This is a genomic window from Microlunatus aurantiacus (genome assembly GCF_039536605.1).
GTDB classification, from domain to species: Bacteria; Actinomycetota; Actinomycetes; order Propionibacteriales; family Propionibacteriaceae; genus Microlunatus; species Microlunatus aurantiacus.
Genome location: NZ_BAAAYX010000010.1, coordinates 1 through 18,702, shown reverse-complemented (window position 1 = coordinate 18,702; position 18,702 = coordinate 1). Strand labels below are relative to the sequence as shown.

Genomic DNA, 18,702 nt, shown 5'->3' with positions numbered 1-18,702 from the left:
AATCTCGAACGAGGGCAACGCGGTAGCCGGGGCGAACCTTCGTCCACAGTACGTCCACCTCGGGACCGAAGTCGTGGAGCTGTCGCGCCTCATACCCGTTTGTGAATCGCGTTGACTGATGGGGAACGAGATGGGTTGCAATGTCGACTATCGACCCAGCAGCACGTCCCAACAACGGCGGCTTGATCGCCGCAGCGAGCACCTTCGAGTAATCAAGAATTCTGGACCGGTAGATCAGCTGAAGGTCCTCGCGGTAACCCCACTTTCCCTTGAAGATCGGGTAGGAGTTGGGTGAAGGCGTTACGTACCAACCGCGAATGCCAGCCTTCCTGGCCCCCTCGAAGACTGCAGTGGTGCATTGCTTGATCAAACCCTTCCCCTGATAGGCCGGATCGGTGAACATATCCATAGTCTTTCCGATGACCATCTCCTGGCCATCGACTTGAACCTTTTTCGGCGCTACCGCGAAGGAACTGACCACCCTGCCCTGGTGGCGACCAGAATGAACGATCGCACGACCGGAGGGGTTCGCTTGGTACATCCAGCGGTAGTACACCTCGCTCTTGTTTCGGAGTCGCTGATCGGCTTCGGTGGAGTCCATTCTGGTGATCAGATCCGAAATCCCTTGGAAATCTGAGTCGGTTAGAGATCCGAATTCGATGCCATCACGTTCGACACTCATCGGTACCGCTTGCACTGAATCATGTGACGCCACCCACCTCGGGGTCAGCCGAACTTCTCACTTCTGAGCATACGGATGAAGGATCTGAGGGCCAGGACGGGGTGGGCGGTTGGCTGTCGCAGGCCGGCAGGGGTGCAGAGCTCGTTGTCGCCGGTGGTCAATCGCCAGCGCGTCGGCGTAGGGGCTTCTATAGTTGGGTCACCGACGCGCGAGAGGTCAGATGGAGGCACGGATGTCGTTGGGTGCTCTGCCTGGCGTGCTCGCGGTGACGCGGCGCGATGGACAACCCGCGCTCGATGAGCTGTCAGGTGCGCTCGCGGCGATCGGCGTTCCTGATGCCTTCGTCTCAGACGCCCATGGCATCGGTTTGGGCGTGTGGGGGCTTCCGCAGAAGACCCTGACGCCCGATCAGCCGCTGATCTTGAGCCGGACCAATTGGCATCGGGACGGCAGCGTTGCTCCCTCCGAGATTGCCCGCTGGATCGCGGAGAGCTCTCTTCGACCGCTCGATGAGATGCTCCCTCCGTTCGCTGCCTTGGGGCTAGCCCGTGACGGTGTGCGGGTAGCCGCGGATCGCATGGGATTTCGACAGATCTACCGGATCTCGAACTCAGCGTTGACTGCGGTTTCGACGTCGGCGCGCGCTCTGTCGGCGATCGACGGTTCCGGGCTGGACGAGGACGCACTGGCCGTGCAGAGCCAGCTTGGCTGGCAGCTCGGTCAGTCGACGTTATTCGGGGGGGTTGAGAAGCTTCCTCCCGGTGAGAGTGTGACCGTGACTTCTGCCGGAGCCACAAGCAACTTCGCTCCGGTAACCGAGATCGAACCGCTCACATTGGATGAAGCGGTCAGACGGGCTTCGACCCTGATGCGCCACTTCCTGGGGAGGTACTTGGACGAGAATCCGGACCCGGTGCTCCAGTTGACTGGTGGACAGGACTCCCGCCTCCTGTTGAGCGCGATCCCCGTGTCTCGTCGGCGGGGCCTGAGGGTGATGACGGTGGACGCGCCCGGAACGGCGGATGCGGCAGTGGCCGCCGAGCTCTCAGCGCGGTTCGGTCTGCGTCACTCGGTCCTCTCCCTCGATGGATTGACAGGCCTGACACCGGTTCAGTGCTACGAGCTGGTGTGGGAGGCCGCTGTGCGACTGGACTGCATGGCGGACCCGCTGGCCAGGGCGGCAACCTTGTGGGCAGAGCGCTCGATCGAGCAGGGTCCACGCCTGTCCGGACTCGGGGGAGAGATTGCGCGGGGCTTCTATTACGCTGGTCGAGTTCGTCCGACGCCACTGACTGAGCAGCGTACCGAGCGGCTGGCACGGTGGCGGATGTTCGCCAACGAACCGGTGGAACCCGAAGCCCTCGCGGAGCGGCTGTCGAGGGATGCATTCCAAACCGCACTAGACGCTGTCCATGAAGCGTTGCGTGGGGGCGGAACGTCTTGGTACGAGGCAACTGACGAGCTCTACTATCGACATCGCATGCAACGGTGGGCAGGCCTGGGCGAATCGGCCGTGTGTTTTGATCGGATCTTGACGAATCCGATGCTCGACTATCGCTTCCTTGAGATCGCCCGGGGCCTGACGCCAAAAGACAAGCAGCACTCCAGATTCTTGGCGCGGTTGCAGTTGGCACTTGACGATGAGCTGGCTTCGATCCGACTGGATGATCGGCCGCCGCCACGGGCTTATGCCCAGCCTGCGTTGAAGAACTGGGCCAGCATCCAGGTGTCAACCATGAATGCGGCGGCACGGAAGGCACAACAGCGCCTGCTCCGTACGCGGCGTCCACCCGCAGGTGGAGCGGTGATCGCACGACTGCTCTGGGACCACCTGCGAGAATGTCCGGAGTTGCTCGAGCCAGCCTTCAAGTCTGGTGTATTCGCCACAAACTGGCTGGAGGGTCTTCTGCGGGGGTCACAGACACCAGCGCCGAGTTCGCTCGCGCTCCTGATGAATGTGTTGGTCGCTTGCGGACCTCTTGGCGAGCAACGCGGTCCGGCGGACAATGAACGACGGGAGCCCTGAACCTCGGGCCTTCGGTAGCACCTTTTTCGCTGTGCTGGAGAACGCTAGTCCGATCCGATCTCTGAGGAGGTCCCTCATGGCGAAGCGCCACCCGATAGACGCCGTGCTCGATCAACGATTGTGCTCGGGTTGTGGAGCCTGTGCGTACCTGGGCCAAGATCACGGCGTCAGCATGGTGGATTTCCCTGACGTCGGGCGACGGCCCGTCGGTGTCAAGCAACTGCCGTTGTACGTGAAGAACGAAATCGCCGCGGTCTGTCCTGGGGTCGAGGTGAAGTCCGCGGGCTGGTCGCAACGTGAGCCGGATGCCGATGAGGTCCTGGTCGGTCCGTCGGAGAAGATCTGGGAGGGTTGGGCCGCCGATGACGAGATCCGATGGGCTGGATCGTCTGGCGGCGTGGTGACCGCCCTGGCCGCATACTGCCTTGAACGGCTTGGGATGGCGCTTGTCGTCCATACCGGGATGGACCCTGAGCGGCCGTGGCGGAACCGAACCGTTGTCAGCACGGACCGCCGTGAGCTGATCGAGAACAGTTCATCCCGGTATACGACTTCCTCACCGGTGGAAGCTCTCCGGCTGATCGAAGAGAGCGACAGGCCATGCGTGTTTGTCGGGAAGCCATGCGATGTTGCCGCCGTGGCCCGGCTGCGAGCCACTCGACCGAAGCTGGACAGAAATCTCGGGCTCGTATTGAGCTTCTTCTGCGCGGGGACGCCGATGTCGGCCGCCAGCATGAGACTTGCCGGTGAGCTGGGGTTCCCGGATTCGGAGAGCATCACCTCCCTGCGATATCGGGGCAACGGCTGGCCCGGAGACTTCAAGGTCACGGCGGCGAACGGGGGGACTGCAAGTGTGAGCTACGAGAGCTCATGGAGCCAGTTGGCAGGTCGTCAACGCCAGTTGCGATGCCAACTCTGTCCTGACGGTCTCGGCGAGCTCGCCGACGTGACCGGCGGTGATGCATGGCACAGGAAAGACGAGCAGGGTCCTGGGATATCGCTGATCCTGGCCCGTACGACTCGCGGTCGAAGGATCGTGGAGGGGGCGGTGGACGACAGATATTTGGAGGTGACGCCGAGCGGCTACGCCGAGGTCGTGGCCGCCCAGGGGCTGGTTCGTCGCCGGATGCTGCTGCAGGCAAGGTTGGCGGCGCTGCGGTCGCTGCTGCTTCCTACGCCGAAGTTCCCGGGCTTCAGGTTGGCGTCGGCCACAGCCCAGCTGAGCGTGAAGGCTCGAGCGAAGGAGTATTTTGGAATGCTTAGGCGTGCGGTTCAGCGGGGATATCTTCGTCCCGAACCTCGCGACACTTCATTCGATGAGTCAGACAGGAGTAGCTGACATGCGGGATTCTTCAGCGGCGCTGGTGCGGCTCTACGGTCGTGGCGCGGTTGGCCGGTCGGTTGTCGTCAAGCTGATCAATCGACTCGAGAGGGGCGAGATGTACTCTCCCACGTTGCGCGAGATCTTCAGGCAGTATCACGAGGTCGACATCGGGATGTATACGCATGGCGGATGCTTTGTCCCCTACGCATTCGGCCGAAACACGACTATCGGGCGGTACAGCTCCATCGCTCGGACGGCTTTCGCAGCCACGCTCGATCATCCGACGGACTTCAAGGGTATGCATGGGTTCTTCTTCAACTCGAATCTCGGGTACACCGACCGTGTTCGAGACTACGGCGAGCTGAGAATCGGCAACGACGTCTGGCTCGGCCACAACGCCATCGTGACGTCGAACGTCCGGGATATCGGGGACGGAGCCGTGATCGGCGCCGGGGCAGTGGCGTTCAAAGACGTTCCGCCGTATGCAATCGTCGTTGGAAATCCGGGTCGAGTGGTACGTTATAGATTCCCACCGGAGACGATTTCCAGTCTGATTCAGGAGAAATGGTGGGAGCGCGATATTGACGAACTGGCTCCAGATGTGGATCGATTTGCAGAGGGTGCAATCGGCCCGCCTGAATGGAACGGGTGAATCCGGGAACCAGTTCTCTCGCCCACTTAAGCCAGGCTGCGCCCCGTCATCAACCAGATCGTATTGATCGCATGGCCGCGGACCTTGAGTGAGGCACCGGGCTGGCGACCGAGCCACAACGCTCCCCAGCCAGCGACGGAAACGACGTGATGGATCAACTTGATCACCATATACAGAGCCACATGCCGGGGCGGGTGGTGCTTCTTCCAGTAGCGCAAGTCAGCTTTCTCCATTGTCAGGTAGTACCTGACCGGGTAGGCCGCCGAGCTCCCGCCGCCAAAATGAATTGCTTTGGCCGCGGGGTGGTAGATTCTATCCCAGCCCTTGTCGCTGAAGCGCTTACACCAGTCGGTGTCCTCCCCGTAGAAGAAGAATCCTTCGTCGAGCAACCCAACCTCTTCGACGGCCTCACGGCGGACCATCATGAAACACCCCGAGAGAACCTCTGCGTGGTGGGTGTCGGCGTAGGTCTCGATCCCCAGTGCACGCCCCTCCAGCCTAAGCAACGGAAGTCGGCGCAGCCAAAGATAGTCACCGCAGGCATTGCCGATCGTGGGGAACCGCCGACAGTTTCGTCGTGTCTTCAGGTCACGATCGATTGTCCGCGGACCTACCATCCCTACCCCGGGATGCGTGACGAGATAATCCCACAATCTGTCGATGACACCGTCCAGGGCAATGACGTCAGTATTCACCAAACAATATGCCGCTCCCCTAGCGGCCGCGAATCCGATGTTGTTCGCCTTGGCGAATCCCAGATTCTCCGTGTTTTGAATCAGCCGGACCTTTGGATACACCTCCAGTAGCGCATCTTGCGATCCGTCCGAGGACGCGTTGTCGACCACGATGATCTCGATCGAGGCCCGTTCGGTGTTCTCCAGGAGCGAGGCGATGCAGTCGAGCAGGTACTGGCGGGTATTCCAGTTCACTATGACGATCGAGACGTCCGGTTTCGATTGCATGAGCCTAGCGTATGGTCTGGACACCGTCGTGGTGGCGTTTCGTGGTGATGGTAGTGCTGCGATGATGGTTGCCCGTCGTGTGGGCTGCGGGCCATCAGCCGACACGAGCGCCGTGGCATGCGCCTGCGCTGACTGGGCTGTTGGGATCGGTGAACACGCTGCGCTCCAGGTGGGTGCGCTTGGTTCGGAGTCTCGGACGGTCCTTGCTGATCTTGTACTCAGCCCAGAAGCACGCCCGGTCTTCAGCCTATACAGCGAGGGAGAGCAGCTTCCCGGTTTTCTTGTATGGCAGCAGGGTGACGACTAACATCCGGACATGGACGGAAGCAGGGGGAAGCTGCGCCCAGCTTCGCGATCAGAACGTGGCCCACACCTCGGTTCGAAGATCGCAGCAGGCGGGATTCTGGTCGTGTTCGCTGGCCTTGCCGCATGCACAACACCGTCGGCGCCAGCAGAGACCCCGGCTCCCTCCAGTTCGACGGCGTTGCCAGAGTCGTCATCACTCTCAGCATTGCCGACTCCGCAGCCATCAGAGTCGCCGACGGCGTCAGCCGCGCAGTCAGGTGGGCCTAGTGCGACAGCTACCTCGGTAGGAGGGGGGTGGCCGGACGCATCGAGCACGGGTGTACCGGAGGGGACCGAACTGACGAACTACACCGGCGGGTGCGAGATCACCAAACCGGGAACAATCATCGATGCGATGGTCGTCAACTGTGGACTACGAATCCACGCATCGGACGTGAAGATCACCCGCTCTCGGATCAAGGGCAACATCAACCTTCGCGACACGGCGGCGGGTCACTCGTTCACGATCTCCGACAGCGAGGTCCACGTCGGAGACAAACTGATCACAGGTATTGGTAACGGCAACTTCACCGCCGACCGGGTAGAGGTCACAGGTGGGAATCGCTCCATGTATTGCGCCACCAACTGTAGGATCGAGAACTCTTGGGTTCATGGTCAGTCCGGTGATCCCGCTGGAAAGGCTCATTTCAGTGGTATCCGCATGAGCCAGAACACGGTCGTGCGTCACAACACGATTATCTGTGACGCACCGCGGACGCCGCCGGGCGCAGGTTGCTCTGCGGCGCTCACTGGCTACGGAGGTTTCGCTCCGGTGCGGAACAATCTCATAGAGAAGAACTTCTTCCTCCGTGGCGACTCATCCTTCTGCGCCTTCGGCGGCTCCACTAGGGGAAAAGAGTACTCTGACCAGGCTGGTCATATTCGATTCGTCGACAACGTCTTTCAACGTGGATCAAACGGAAAGTGCGGCAACCTTGGACCGATCAGTGGATTTGATCCGTCAGCCCCAGGAAACGTCTGGCAGAATAACACCTGGGATGATGGGACCGAATTGACGCCGCCAAACTTCGGGAGGTAGTGGCGGGCGGTTCGGCGTTTCAGCCGATGTACTCCTGGTGCTCAATACAAGGTCGTTTTTTTAATTCCGGTCCGAGGCCGGCTACGGCCTGAGTTGAGTGCCGTCATCCCAGGTGTTGCCAACCCAGCTGTTGCCTGGCGCCGTGGAGTCGAACGAGAAGATCGCTCCTAGATTTCCGCAACGCCCCGATGCTCCCCGCACGAAGACGTTGTTGATGAACCGGATGTTGCTGGCTCTACTTGAATACGGCTTACTCTGAGAAGATCCGCCGTAGGCGCAGACGGTCGAGGTCCCGCCGTAGAAAATGTTGTTCTCGATCAGGTTGTTCTGCACCGGGGCAAAGTCGCCGTATCCGGTCAATCCGGCAGAGCAGCCCGATGCAGGCGGCAACCTCCGGCCGTCGCAGGTAATGGTGTTGTGTCGAATCGTCGTGTTCTGGCTCATGCGGATACCACTGAAATGAGCCTGGCCCGCGGGGTCACCGCCCTGACCGTGTACCCACGAGTTCTCGATCACGCAGTTGGTCTCGCAGTAGACAGATCGACGACCTCCAGTGATCTCGACGCGATTGGCGTGGAAGTTCGCGCGCATCAATCCGGTGTTTAGATTGTCGCCGATGCGAACCTCGCTGTCGGTGATCGTAAAGGAGCTTCCGGAAGCGGCTGACCGCACATCCACACCGCCGTTGATGAGCGACCGAGTGATCCTGACACCAGGAGCCTGGATCTGGAGCGTGCAGTTGACCGTGCGAGCGTCGATCACCACATTGGCGGTGGCGATGGTGCAGGGCCCGGTATATGGCGACAGCGTCGTGCCGGCCGGAACCCCGGTGTTGGCGGCGTTCGGCCACCCGCCCGATGGTGGCGCCGGGGTGGTCGTGGGTCCGGAGGTAATCGTAGGAGATGCGGTTGGTCGAGGGGGCGAAGTGGGCGGCGCGGACGGTGTTGCCGTGGGCAGAGGAGTCGAGGTGGGTGGGGTGGTCGGTTCGGGCGACTCGGTCTCGTCGTAGCTGAAGGCGACGTCAACCAGGTAATGCTTGTCGGACTGGGTCCTCGGGAATGCCTTGCCGTTGCGATAGAGCGCTCGATGAGCCGTGAGTGGCCCGTTCGCGCGATCTGCCGTGAACTCGTCGGCGCCCACCGCATACTGGCCGGCGGAGGAGTACAACGAGACGACATAGCGCTGACCAGCTGTCAGAAGGACGGGAGAGGCCAGCTGCACGTCCAGCCAACCAGGACTGGCCTCTGGCGTGAAGTAAGACTTCGCCAACAGCCGTCCACCTGAGTTCCACAACGCGGCACGGTGGGTTCCCCGGGAGCCGGCAACGTAGACACGCAGGGCCGTCACCTTGCCTGCGACGCTGCTGCTGAACTCGATGCCGGCCTCGATCGGGCTGTCCGATCGCACGATGACCGGCTCGCCACCGGCTCGTACCAGCCCACCGGTCACCGGGGACGCGGCCGACCTGGAAGAGGCTGCATAACTCAAAGTCGAGACCAGTAGCGCTACGATGACAGTGACGCGCAACCATTGCTTGCGCCGCGTACCAGATTGAGCAGTTCCGGTTGCTGAACTGTGACGCATAGCGGTTTCGCACATCCTTGGCCTCGGCGAGTGGTCTGATCCGACCAAGGTCGGACGGGACTCATCCTGAGGCAACGTTGAAAAGTTGTCAAACTGTTACAAAAGGGACTCAACCGATCTGATCATGCTCGGCCATTTGACTCGTGCACTTGGCGGAGCCGGGCGATCGGCGCTGTCGGAACTCGTGGCCAGTTCCCGTGGACGCGCGTCCCCGGTTCCGTACGATATTCAGAGCGGCTGATCAGAGGTCGTTCTGGGTCGGACCGGGTGGGGCGGCGGCATCATATGTCGCACCTGCCCTGCGCAGCTGCCGCAGTTCGCGCCTCTCCAACAGGATGCAGACGCCCCAGGCAGCGAGCCCGATCGCAGCCGCGGATCCCACTGCAGCGAAGTTCGGGAGGTCGAGGAACCGCTGAACCGCGAGCGATGGAATCGCGGCGACGAAGGCGGCGATGATTCCGTTGCGCATCGTGGCTAGGTAGGTGTGAATCGGAAGCCCGATGACCCGACGAAGTATGAAGAGCTGCACAGCCATCGCAAGCACCAACGCCAACAAGAGCGACAGCGCAGCGCCCGTCGGTCCCCACCGGACCGACAGCGGATAAATGGTGGCGAGCACCAACACTGCTCGGACGATCGTGACGAGACGCTGTCGCTCTGGCTTGCCGATGGCCAGATAGACCGAGAAGCTCACCATGGACGCCATGTAGACGACGACGAAGAACGCATAAATTGAAAATGCAAGCGCCACCTCGGAGAAATCCGGCCGCCCGTATGTCAAGACGAGCAGCGGCTCAGAGAATATCGCCATGATCGTCGCCATCGGAAGCCCGAACATCCAGACGAGGCGTGACAGCTGCCCGACTCTGATCTGCAGAGTCGGGCGCACATCCTGAACGGTGGTGAAGATCGGTACGACCAGGGGTTGGACCACCTTGGAGAACAGCATCAACGGGAAGTTGGCCAGGGCGGTGGCCATGGAGTAGAGCCCCAACAGCGCTGTGGTGGAAACTCGGCCAAGCACGAAGGTGTCGGCCTGCAGGATCATAAAGGTGAGGAGCGGCAGCCCTGCCATACCCTTGGTGAATTTGAACAGATCGCGTCGCGCTTCGGGATCGAGCTTGAAGCTGGGCTTGATGGGGACGAAGACGAAGGACAGGACGCAACGCAGGAAGGCTTCGAAGATGACCCCGAGCATCAGCGCCCAGGCGTTCTGGAGCTGATAACCGACGATGACGGTGAAAATGGTTGCCAGGACGCCAGCGCCCTGGGTAGTCCACAGTGTGGCGCCGAATTTGAACTGGCGTTGCAGCGCGTAAATTCGCGGGCTGGTGAGTCCCGTGAAAAGCATGGTCAGTGGTGCCGCCAGCAACAGATCGTTCAGCTCCGGGATGTCGTAGAACGTTGCGAGTAGTGGTGCCAGCGGAAGGGCGATCATGACCAACGCCAGCCCTCGGACTACCCCGAACCACCAGGCGACATTGAGAAAGGCAGGGGTGTCACCCTTCTTGTTCTGGATGACCGCCTGCGCGACCCCCAACTCGGTGATCGCCTCGAACAGGCCGATCACAGCAAGGGCAATAGCCATCACCCCGAACTGGTCTGGTGCGATTACCCGCGCGAGCAGGATGTTGCGGCCCAACCGGGCGAGTCGCTCCACGATGGTGCCAGCCGCCAGCAGGCCGCCTCCACGTAGGGCGCGCCGGTCCATCCCGGTGCCGGAGGGCGCTTGCTCTGGCGCGTTCATCTGGTCACGGACACCAGCTTCCTAGCTAGGGCTTTTCTCGTCAGCTCGATGAATGGGGCGGTCGCCCCCGCTTCGCCCACAGCGTTCACGAGACCACCGTCTCCGGTAGGGCCGCGGAACATTGTCTTGAAACTCTCGTGTTGTTGCCGCGCACGCACTCACGATCAGGATCGGCACCTGCCCCGGCGATGTCCCAGAGGCGCCAATCTCGGATGTTGTGGCCCTGCTTCGGGGTGGGCGAAGAGGCCGTTTTCGGGAAGCGGTTTCCGCCCTCGGCGAGGTGAGCGCGGTTGGGCTGCCTCGCAGCGCTGTGCGAGATCAGATCGGTGCTCATCAACACGTCATGATCGACCGACTGGTGACCGAAGTCGCCCAGGTCGATTGGCAGTAGAAGACGGGCGGCTGAGCTTGCTACCGGAGAACCGGTTGAGGACTGGGCCGATGATGCCGTCACAGCCGGTGAAGGCGCGCGTCGCCGGCAACGACATGGCTGCCAGGCCGTCGAAAGCCACGGACGACGAGTTTTCGATTGAGCAGGTCGCCAATCCTCGACGGAGCGACGTCGCCGTGACGCTGGTGGCAGCGGACAGACCGAGCCCGCTGGTCATTGCCGGGCGTCGGCGAGGATGCTCGCCCCCTCCAGTGTGTGGGCGATCTCTGGGATGTCCTCGATGAGTTCCGGGTCCAGGTGCAAGTACTGGGTGGTTTTCCGCTTCTGATCGATATCTCGGTACACACGTTGCACCTCCTCCTCGGTGAGCCCGGTCGCCGCCGCGATCTCCGATGTCGGCGCATGGTTGTTCTTACCGTACAGACACAGATCCATGCGCTGATACGGCAGCGAGAAATAGAACTCCTCTTGCGACTGGGGCAGCGAGTAGGTGTCCGTGGTCGACGGGCGTACGCGGATGGCCTCGGGCACACCCAGGTGCTCGGCAAGGGCGTACACCTGGGACTTGTAGAGGTGGGCGATCGGCTTGACGTCCGCCGACCCGTCGCCCAGCTTCACGAAGAAGCCCTGGTCGTATTCGAGTCGGTTGGGGGTTCCGGTGGTGACGTAGTGCAACCGGTCGGCGTGGTAGTACTCCATCATCTTGCGGATCCGCTGCTTGAAGTTCGTCGCCGCCACCACACCGAGGTAGGCCTCGGTGGACAGCCGGTGACGGCTCTGGTTGCCGTCAGGATCCTCGACCACCACCGAGTAGATCCGGAGCATGTCGGACTCGGTGACGCTCGGGAGCACGATCTTCGACTTCCAGCCGGGTCCGTAGTCGGGCACCACCTTGCGAACGGACTCGTCGTAGCGCCGGTAGCAGCCAGCCGCCTCCAGCGCGTCGGCGATCTCCTCGAGGGTGGATTCAAACCCGAAAGTGTCGGAGACCGCCGTACTGAGCTCGATGGTCTCGGGCGACGAAGCTCGCTCGGGCATGTGCAGTCCGAAGACCCGCTGGCTGCCCAGAGCCCGAACGCACAGCGCCGCGGTCACACTCGAGTCGATCCCCCCGGACAGGGCGATCACGGCACCCTTGCGCTTGGTGGCGGTCAGGTAGGCGCGAATCCGCTCGCTGATGCGTTCGGTCTCTGCGGCCAGATCGAGAGCAAGGCTCTCAGGCCCGAATGGAGTCGGTGGTGTCATCGGTTTCCCTTTCAGCAGAGACGAAGTCGATTATGTGAGCTGGCTCCGGCGGCGTCTGCGCACCAACCCATGCGGGGTCGGTGATGAACTGCCGATGGATGAGCTGAGTGGAGAGCACGGCCAGGACACGCATGTTGTCGGTGTTCCCAAAGCGACCGCTGCGGGTCTTCGCCTTGGCCACCAGACCTGCCACCTGGCGCGGGTCGAAGACCCCGCTCGCCAGCAGCGCAGCGGGAGAGACCGCGTCCTCCACCCAGTCCGGCAGGGTGCCGCCGGGGAAGAAGCTGGCAGCGTCCGGCGCCCGGTAGGGCTGTTTGGCGCGATGTCGGATCTCTTCGGGAACCAGGTCCGCGAAGGCAACTTTGAGCAGGAACTTCTCGTCCAGACCTAGGAGCTTGTGGCGGGCCGGCAATCGGTTGGCGAAGTCGACGACGTCGCGGTCGAGGAACGGGAACCGGCCCTCGACGGAGTTCGCCATCAGCATCCGATCGCCTTGGGACGCGAGGATGTAGCCAGGCAGCAGCGTGGTCATCTCCAGCCACTGTGCGCGCGCCAGCGGGTCCCAGCGCTGGCTGCCGTCAGGTAGCTCGGTCGCCAGATCCGGTTGCGGAGCGGTACCGACCGCATCGCGGATAGCGGCGGTGAGCATGCTCTTTAGTGCGGCCGTGGACTTCCATCGTGGTCGGTGTGACATCGCCGGATCGGTCGGATCCAGGTCCTGGCCGAAGAAGCCGCGAGCGAACGCGGGCGCCTGTCCCGGGTTGCGTGCCATCCACGGGTAGAGGAGTTCGGCTGCCCTTCCACGGACGGCGGAATCCGGATCGCGAGCCCAGAAGTCGCGGATCCGGGCTTCGCGGTAGATGTCGTAGCCGCCGAGGACCTCGTCCGCACCCTCACCGGTGACGACCACCTTGTAGCCGCTGGAGCGCACCAGCTTCGACAGCAGGTACAGGGGCGCCGGTGCGGAGCGCAGGACGGGCGCCTCTGCATGCCAGACGACCTGTGGGAACACGTCCGCGATGTCACGGTGCGATACCACGATCTCTTGATGGTGGGTTCCAAGTCGCTCAACCATGCTGCGCTGATACTGGCCCTCGTCGAACTCGGCGTCGGCGAACCGCAGCGAGAAGGTGTCGAGGTTGGCGTCGGTGAAGTGTCGTATCGCGGCGGCCGTCACAGCGGAGTCGATGCCCCCGGACAGGTACGCCCCGACCGGGAAGTCGCTCCGCTCGAACCGCAGCCTGGTTGCCTTGATGATCAGTTCACGGAGGATCTCGGCGTTCTCGCGCAGGTCCTGGCCAGGCTCCTGTCCACGCGGGGGAAAGTCGATCCGCCAGTATGGCTCACTGCGAAAGCCGTCTGCGTCGAAGATCGCGAAGTGGCCCGGCGGCAGCTGGCTGACTCCCTCGAACACGGTTCGCGGCGCGACAGTGGACCAGTAGGTGAGTGTCTGATCGAGCCCGACGGGATCGAGGGCTCGCGGCACCGAAGGGTCGGCGAAGATGGCCTTCACCTCGGAGGCGAAGCTGATGCCTCTCGGTGTCAGGTGATAGTAGAGCGGGCGCACGCCCAAGCGGTCCCGGGAGAGGATCAGCTGTCGCTGTCGACGATCCCACAGGCCGATGGCCCACTGACCGTTGAACTTGTTGAAGCAGTCGGCCCCCCACTCCTCCCAGGCATGCACGATCACCTCGGTGTCGCTGTGCGTGGTGAAGCGGTGACCGCGATCGTTGAGCTCGGCAGCTAGCTCGACGTAGTTGAAGATCTCGCCGTTGAACGTCACCCACAGGTTGCCGTCTTCGTTGCCGATGGGCTGCGCCCCACCCGCGAAGTCGATCAAGGAGAGGCGAGTGTGGCCGAGGACGGCCTGGTGGTCACGCAGGTAGCCGCTGCCGTCCGGTCCGCGATGGCCGAGCCGTCCCATCATCGCGGTAACGACGTCGAGATCAGGAGGTGGGCCGTCGGTGACGATCCCGCAGATGCCGCACATCAGTGTGGAACGGCAGCGTCGGATATCAGGACGCGCAACGCGATCGGATCAGTGAGGACCGCTAAGTCGATCTGATCGTCGCGCAGCGTGATGCCGAAGACGTCCTCCAGGAAGATCGCTGTCCGCACAGCCTCGAGCGCCGGGTCTGCGTACGCCGTCCGCTGCTGTTCGTACTCCGCTAGAAGCTGATCGATCAGGTCGGCGTTCACACCGATCCCGCGGCCTGACCGGTCTTCGATTGCACGAAACGAGTCAGTCCCTCGATGCTGCCCAGGTTCTCGGGAACGGTCTCAGAGTCCTCCACCGAGATCTCAAAGTTCTCCTCCAGGAATTCGATCAGTTCGAGCACTCCGGTGGAGTCGAGGACTCCGGCTTCGAGCAGTGACTCATCGGACGCCGGCAACCGCGACTCATCACCGAACAAATACGCCGTCGTGATGAAGTCAACAAGCTGGCTTGCAATCAATTGATCCATGGATGTGCGCCCCGACCATCTCGTCAATGCAGAATTCGACCGTGCTCATCTGCAAGCCCGGCCGGCCCCGGCCAGCCAGGCCTCTGGGACGCTTGATTGTACTATGCGACTGAGGGTCCTGTGGGTGCGAATTCGCGGCGTCATCGGTGGAGGGTGCACGACCTTGGGTACGGACGGAAGGCGGGTGCATTCAGTGCAGCGTGGGATGAACTTCAGCGACTTCCTGCTGGCCCAGGGCGAGGCCGACGTGGCCGCGGTGGTGGACGGTCGGCAACGCCAGACCTACGCCGAGCTGCGCCGCGCTGCTGCCCGGATCGTGGCGGAGCTGCAGCAGGCAGGAGTGGACCCAGGTGCTCGGATCGGGTTGCTCGGCGGAAACTCGGCGTTCTGGGTGGCCGGTTACCTGGCCGCGATGAAGCTGGGAGTGGTGGTGCCGTTTTCGGACAAGAACGGTGTCAACGATCTCGCTGCTCAGGCTGATTGGGTGGACTGCTCGGCTGTCCTGATCGATCGACGCCAGCAGCGACGCCTGGGATCGGCTTTCGGCGCGCGACCTGTGATCACCGATGCGGTGCTCGGTGAGAACGGAGCGAGTTCGTGGCCCATCACCGCCGCTGACGCGGCCGCGGATGCAGCCTTGATGTTCACTTCGGGCACCACGTCGAGGCCCAAGGCAGTGCGCGCGACCCACGGCAACCTGATCGCCAACACCACCTCGATCATCGACTGCCTCAGCCTGACGGCGAGTGACCGGATGCTGGTGATCTTGCCATTCCACTACGTGTTCGGTGCTTCTCTGTTGCACACTCACCTGGCGGTTGGCGGCAGCATTGTGCTGTGTAACACATTCACCTTCCCCGAGACTGCCGTCGACCTGATCGACAGCGAGGCCTGCACGGGGTTCGCCGGTGTGCCGTCGTCATACCAGCTGCTGTTGCGGGCGAGCAGCTACGGCAACCGGGAGTTGGGGTCGCTGCTCAAGGTCCAACAAGCAGGCGGTCGGCTGACTCCCGCGCTGATCGAAGAGCTGGCCGCTGCCCAACCCGGTGCCGAGGTGTTCGTGATGTACGGGCAGACGGAGGCCACTGCGCGGCTTTCCTACCTTCCGCCGCACCTTCTGGTAAAGAAGCTGGGATCGATCGGTCGGGGCATCCCGGGAGTCACGCTCGAGGTGCTGAACGAGGCCGGCACGCCAGTGGTCCCCGGTGAGCCGGGCGAGATCGTCGCCCGAGGCGCCAACATCTCACCGGGGTACTACAACGACCCGGAGGCGACGGAGCGCAAGTTCCGCGACGGAACGCTGCGAACCGGTGACCTGGCCACCGTGGATTCAGAAGGCTTCATCTTCATCGTCGGCCGGAGCGGGGATTTCATCAAGTCCTGGGGCTACCGGGTCTCTCCGCAACAGATAGAGGAGGTGGCCCTCGCCCATCCTGGCGTTTCCGAGGCTGCCGCCGTCGGGCTGCCGGACCTGGCGGCCGGAGAGGCCGTCACGTTGGCGATTGTCGCCGTACCTGACATGTCCGTCGATGTTGATGCGCTGCTGGAGTTGCTCCGTTCTCGATTGCCCAAGCACATGGTGCCCGAGGTGATCCATGTCCTCGGTGCCTTGCCGCTGACGGCGAGCGGCAAGATAGCCAAGCCGGAACTCCGAGAACTGCTCGCCGGCATCCGGTCTCAGGTACCCTCAAAGGGTCTGTAGATCGACGGGGGGAACGATCGTGAAGACCAGTTCTTGGTCACGCTTGGTCATGGGTGTCGCCGCAGTAGGGATTCTGGGTGCCGCCTCGCTGTACTTCTTGTGGGATCCCGAGAAGAGCTACGATCCGGCACCGAACACTGCCACCTCGGCGATCACGGTCGAGACGCTCGAACAAGCATCCGAGTCCAGGGTCTTCTTCGGTCACATGTCGGTCGGCAACAACGTTCTCTCTGGCGTCTCGGAGGTGTACGCGGCCAAGGGGGTAACTGGGCCAAAGGTGGTCGAGATCCCGGTCGGCGGCTCCGTGCCGACGAAGGCGGGCGAAGGGGCACTCGTGCACGCCCTCATCGGCCAGAACGGCCATCCGAGGGTCAAACTGGCCAACTTCGACTCCACGCTGCGCTCCGGCGTCGCTGATCAGGTGGACGTCGCGCTGATCAAGTTCTGCTACGTGGACATCAGGTGGAACACCGATGTGGACGCGTTGTTCGCCGAGTACAAGCAGACCATGGCGGGTCTGGAGCGGGACTTCCCGGATGTGCGCTTCCTGCATGCCACCGCCCCGCTGACCGTGGGCCCGGAGGGGATCAAGGATCACATCAAGTTGGTGCTAGGGCGTGACGACAATGCGGCGCGTTCACGCTACAACGCCTTGATTCGGAGCAACTTCGATGACGACCAGGTCTTCGACCTGGCTGCCGTCGAGGCCACCGCTCCTGACGGCGAGACCCTCCCGTCGTTGTACCCCGGCTACAGCAGCGATGGTGAGCACCTGAACGCGAGCGGTGCGTCGAAGGCGGCGGTGTTGCTGCTGGAGACAGTGGCCCAGTCCGGGCGGGCCTGAGGCCAACGTCGTGGGAACAATTGCATTCCAGCTTTCAAGGCTTACCCACGACGATCTGCAGACCTTGCGGGACTCTCGTGTGTTCTTCGCTCACCAATCGGTAGGTAGCAACATCCTGAACGGGTTGGAGCTGCTGTGTAGCGCCGCCCATGAGGTGGCTCCGAGGATCGTCGAGACCCGAGCGCTTGTCCAGTCGAGTTCGTTCCTCGCGCACGCCAAGGTAGGCATGAACCGCGACCCCCGCGGCAAGCTGACGGAGTTCGCGAACATCTTGGACGATGGACTCGGGGCCGAGATCGATGTTGCGGTGATGAAGTTCTGCTATGCCGATGTCACGGCGTCAACCGACGGGACCGCACTCTTTGACGCGTACTGCACAGCCATCGACGATCTGCGAGAGAGGCATCCAGGGGTCAAGTTCGTTCATGCGACCGTTCCGCTGACCACTGACCGCTGCTGGAAGGCCAAGACGAAGGCTCTCCTTGGTCGCGATGATCGGCGTGGTCCGGCCGACAACCTCGCCCGCGAACGCTACAACTCGATGGTGCGGGCTAGGTACGCGGACACTGACGGCGTGTTCGACATCGCAGCCGTGGAGGCGACCATGCAGCAGCAGCCGACGGTACGACACCTGTCGGGCCAGCGGTACCTCGTCCTCAACCGGGCGCTCAGTTCGGATGCGGGACATCTCAATAGCCTAGGCTCCCAGGTTGCTGCTGCAGAGTTCGTTCGCGCCCTGGCGTCGACCCTCCAGTAGTTTCTGTTGGGTGAGACTGCGTGGAGTGGGGGTAGACGTCACGGACGTGCGGCGTATCAGCCGGCTGATCGAGCGCCGCGGTTCGAGATTCATCCACCGCTGGTTCACTACCGAAGAAGTTGCAGAGTGCGGAGTCAGTGAGTCACCGACGGTGGCGTTCGCGGTCCGATTCGCCGCCAAGGAAGCGGTCTGGAAGTCGATCAGAATCGACTGGGACGGATCGGTGCCATGGCGCTCGATCTCGATCCTGGGTGCTGATGCTGCGCCCACGGTCAAGTTGGGCGATGAGGTGGCCGCTGCTGCCCGAGACCTCGGAGTGTCCGCAATCAGCATTGCCGTCGTAGTGCACGAGTATCGCGCCATGGCGGTGGCGATCTGCGAGGAGGGCCGTTCCATTCCGACATGATCGGCAGTTGCGTGGGTGAGTTGCGATCCCCGTGCTGTCGTGTTGGGTCGCGGGTGATCACGCCCTGGGTTGGCGCCGACGAGCGCGTCAGCGGATACTCAATCGGCGGTGCGGTCCGGTGGAGGTGATGGCACCGACCCGGGTCTTCGGCCTCAACCTTCGGAGGGAGTCGGTGCATTACCCGTATGGGAATGGGAGTCTGGGTTGGCCCCGGTGTGGCGGTCTGATCTGGCCCCACCCTGAGGATCGACACGCCGCTGTGGCGGCTTGACCTGGCCCCACCTGTGTTCGGGTGGACCGTTGGCTCGTGGATGTTCACGGCCGGCGGGAGGCCCCTGAAGTGAGGTCCAGGGTGGAGCTGTTCGAGGCGATCCGGCGAGACCATCGACGAGAAGGTCTGTCGATCCGCCAGCTCGCGACCAGGCATGGGGTGCACCGCCGCACGGTGCGGGCGGCGTTGGCGTCGGCGGTGTCAGCGCTCTTCTAGATGTGGACCAGTAGCGCTCTTCCAGAAGTGGACCACCTGACCAG

At 62.7% G+C, this 18,702-nt stretch carries 16 protein-coding genes; 8 read left to right on the top strand and 8 right to left on the bottom strand.

Features of this window, described 5'->3' with window-relative positions:
* A partial coding sequence (locus ABD714_RS13015) for a GNAT family N-acetyltransferase (protein WP_344812798.1) occupies nt 1-682 on the bottom strand: 682 nt, incomplete at its 3' end.
* 220 nt (nt 683-902) lie between these two features.
* Here ABD714_RS13015 and ABD714_RS13010 point away from each other — a divergent pair.
* From ABD714_RS13010 to ABD714_RS13000, 3 genes are all read left to right on the top strand, one after another.
* Nucleotides 903-2,708 carry an asparagine synthetase B family protein gene (locus tag ABD714_RS13010; protein WP_344812797.1) on the top strand — a complete coding sequence of 602 codons (1,806 nt, stop codon included), beginning with the start codon at nt 903-905 and terminating at the stop codon, nt 2,706-2,708.
* A 76-nt stretch (nt 2,709-2,784) separates the two neighbouring features.
* On the top strand, nt 2,785-4,047 hold the full coding sequence (locus ABD714_RS13005; protein WP_344812795.1) for a Coenzyme F420 hydrogenase/dehydrogenase, beta subunit C-terminal domain: 1,263 nt from the start codon (nt 2,785-2,787) through the stop codon (nt 4,045-4,047).
* On the top strand, nt 4,025-4,684 hold the full coding sequence (locus ABD714_RS13000; protein WP_344812794.1) for a CatB-related O-acetyltransferase: 660 nt from the start codon (nt 4,025-4,027) through the stop codon (nt 4,682-4,684). Before ABD714_RS13005 ends, ABD714_RS13000 begins: the two co-directional genes overlap by 23 nt.
* A gap of 26 nt (nt 4,685-4,710) precedes the next feature.
* On the opposite strand, the gene ABD714_RS12995 is transcribed toward ABD714_RS13000, so the two are convergent.
* Nucleotides 4,711-5,646 carry a glycosyltransferase family 2 protein gene (locus tag ABD714_RS12995; protein WP_344812793.1) on the bottom strand — a complete coding sequence of 312 codons (936 nt, stop codon included), beginning with the start codon at nt 5,644-5,646 and terminating at the stop codon, nt 4,711-4,713.
* 739 nt (nt 5,647-6,385) lie between these two features.
* Here ABD714_RS12995 and ABD714_RS12990 point away from each other — a divergent pair.
* On the top strand, nt 6,386-7,030 hold the full coding sequence (locus ABD714_RS12990) for a hypothetical protein (protein WP_344812792.1): 645 nt from the start codon (nt 6,386-6,388) through the stop codon (nt 7,028-7,030).
* 81 nt (nt 7,031-7,111) lie between these two features.
* Here the strand turns inward: ABD714_RS12990 and ABD714_RS12985 are convergent, their stop codons facing one another.
* From ABD714_RS12985 to ABD714_RS12960, 6 genes are all read right to left on the bottom strand, one after another.
* Nucleotides 7,112-8,479, bottom strand: coding sequence for a DUF4082 domain-containing protein (locus tag ABD714_RS12985; protein ID WP_344812791.1), 1,368 nt, complete (start codon nt 8,477-8,479; stop codon nt 7,112-7,114).
* 376 nt (nt 8,480-8,855) lie between these two features.
* Nucleotides 8,856-10,361, bottom strand: coding sequence for an oligosaccharide flippase family protein (locus ABD714_RS12980; RefSeq protein WP_344812790.1), 1,506 nt, complete (start codon nt 10,359-10,361; stop codon nt 8,856-8,858).
* A gap of 604 nt (nt 10,362-10,965) precedes the next feature.
* On the bottom strand, nt 10,966-11,997 hold the full coding sequence (nadE, locus tag ABD714_RS12975) for an NAD(+) synthase (protein WP_344812789.1): 1,032 nt from the start codon (nt 11,995-11,997) through the stop codon (nt 10,966-10,968).
* Nucleotides 11,969-13,987, bottom strand: a complete 2,019-nt coding sequence (gene asnB, locus ABD714_RS12970) for an asparagine synthase (glutamine-hydrolyzing) (RefSeq protein ID WP_344812787.1) — start codon at nt 13,985-13,987, stop codon at nt 11,969-11,971. Before asnB ends, nadE begins: the two co-directional genes overlap by 29 nt.
* Nucleotides 13,987-14,196, bottom strand: coding sequence for a hypothetical protein (locus tag ABD714_RS12965; RefSeq protein WP_344812785.1), 210 nt, complete (start codon nt 14,194-14,196; stop codon nt 13,987-13,989). Before ABD714_RS12965 ends, asnB begins: the two co-directional genes overlap by 1 nt.
* Nucleotides 14,193-14,462, bottom strand: a complete 270-nt coding sequence (locus ABD714_RS12960) for an acyl carrier protein (protein ID WP_344812783.1) — start codon at nt 14,460-14,462, stop codon at nt 14,193-14,195. Before ABD714_RS12960 ends, ABD714_RS12965 begins: the two co-directional genes overlap by 4 nt.
* A gap of 205 nt (nt 14,463-14,667) precedes the next feature.
* Here ABD714_RS12960 and ABD714_RS12955 point away from each other — a divergent pair, with 205 nt between their 5' ends.
* From ABD714_RS12955 to ABD714_RS12940, 4 genes are all read left to right on the top strand, one after another.
* Nucleotides 14,668-16,164, top strand: coding sequence for a class I adenylate-forming enzyme family protein (locus ABD714_RS12955; protein ID WP_344812781.1), 1,497 nt, complete (start codon nt 14,668-14,670; stop codon nt 16,162-16,164).
* A gap of 49 nt (nt 16,165-16,213) precedes the next feature.
* Nucleotides 16,214-17,008 (top strand): hypothetical protein, encoded by a 795-nt coding sequence (locus ABD714_RS12950; protein ID WP_344812779.1) that lies wholly within the window; start codon nt 16,214-16,216, stop codon nt 17,006-17,008.
* Nucleotides 17,009-17,132: 124 nt separating this feature from the next.
* Entirely contained in the window at nt 17,133-17,765 is a 633-nt protein-coding gene (locus ABD714_RS12945; protein ID WP_344812778.1) for a hypothetical protein, read from the top strand.
* Nucleotides 17,766-17,790: 25 nt separating this feature from the next.
* Nucleotides 17,791-18,171 carry a holo-ACP synthase gene (locus ABD714_RS12940; protein ID WP_344812777.1) on the top strand — a complete coding sequence of 127 codons (381 nt, stop codon included), beginning with the start codon at nt 17,791-17,793 and terminating at the stop codon, nt 18,169-18,171.
* The last annotated feature ends 531 nt before the right edge of the window (nt 18,172-18,702 follow it).

Excerpts from the sequence above, each read along its gene's own strand:
- ABD714_RS13005 (WP_344812795.1), top strand. The coding sequence starts at position 2,785 with ATGGCGAAGCGCCACCCGATAGACGCCGTGCTCGATCAACGATTGTGC.
- nadE (WP_344812789.1), bottom strand. The coding sequence starts at position 11,997 with ATGACACCACCGACTCCATTCGGGCCTGAGAGCCTTGCTCTCGATCTG.
- ABD714_RS12955 (WP_344812781.1), top strand. The coding sequence starts at position 14,668 with ATGAACTTCAGCGACTTCCTGCTGGCCCAGGGCGAGGCCGACGTGGCC.
- ABD714_RS13010 (WP_344812797.1), top strand. The coding sequence starts at position 903 with ATGGAGGCACGGATGTCGTTGGGTGCTCTGCCTGGCGTGCTCGCGGTG.
- ABD714_RS12950 (WP_344812779.1), top strand. The coding sequence starts at position 16,214 with ATGGGTGTCGCCGCAGTAGGGATTCTGGGTGCCGCCTCGCTGTACTTC.
- ABD714_RS12960 (WP_344812783.1), bottom strand. The coding sequence starts at position 14,462 with ATGGATCAATTGATTGCAAGCCAGCTTGTTGACTTCATCACGACGGCG.
- asnB (WP_344812787.1), bottom strand. The coding sequence starts at position 13,987 with ATGTGCGGCATCTGCGGGATCGTCACCGACGGCCCACCTCCTGATCTC.
- ABD714_RS12980 (WP_344812790.1), bottom strand. The coding sequence starts at position 10,361 with ATGAACGCGCCAGAGCAAGCGCCCTCCGGCACCGGGATGGACCGGCGC.
- ABD714_RS13000 (WP_344812794.1), top strand. The coding sequence starts at position 4,025 with ATGAGTCAGACAGGAGTAGCTGACATGCGGGATTCTTCAGCGGCGCTG.
- ABD714_RS12995 (WP_344812793.1), bottom strand. The coding sequence starts at position 5,646 with ATGCAATCGAAACCGGACGTCTCGATCGTCATAGTGAACTGGAATACC.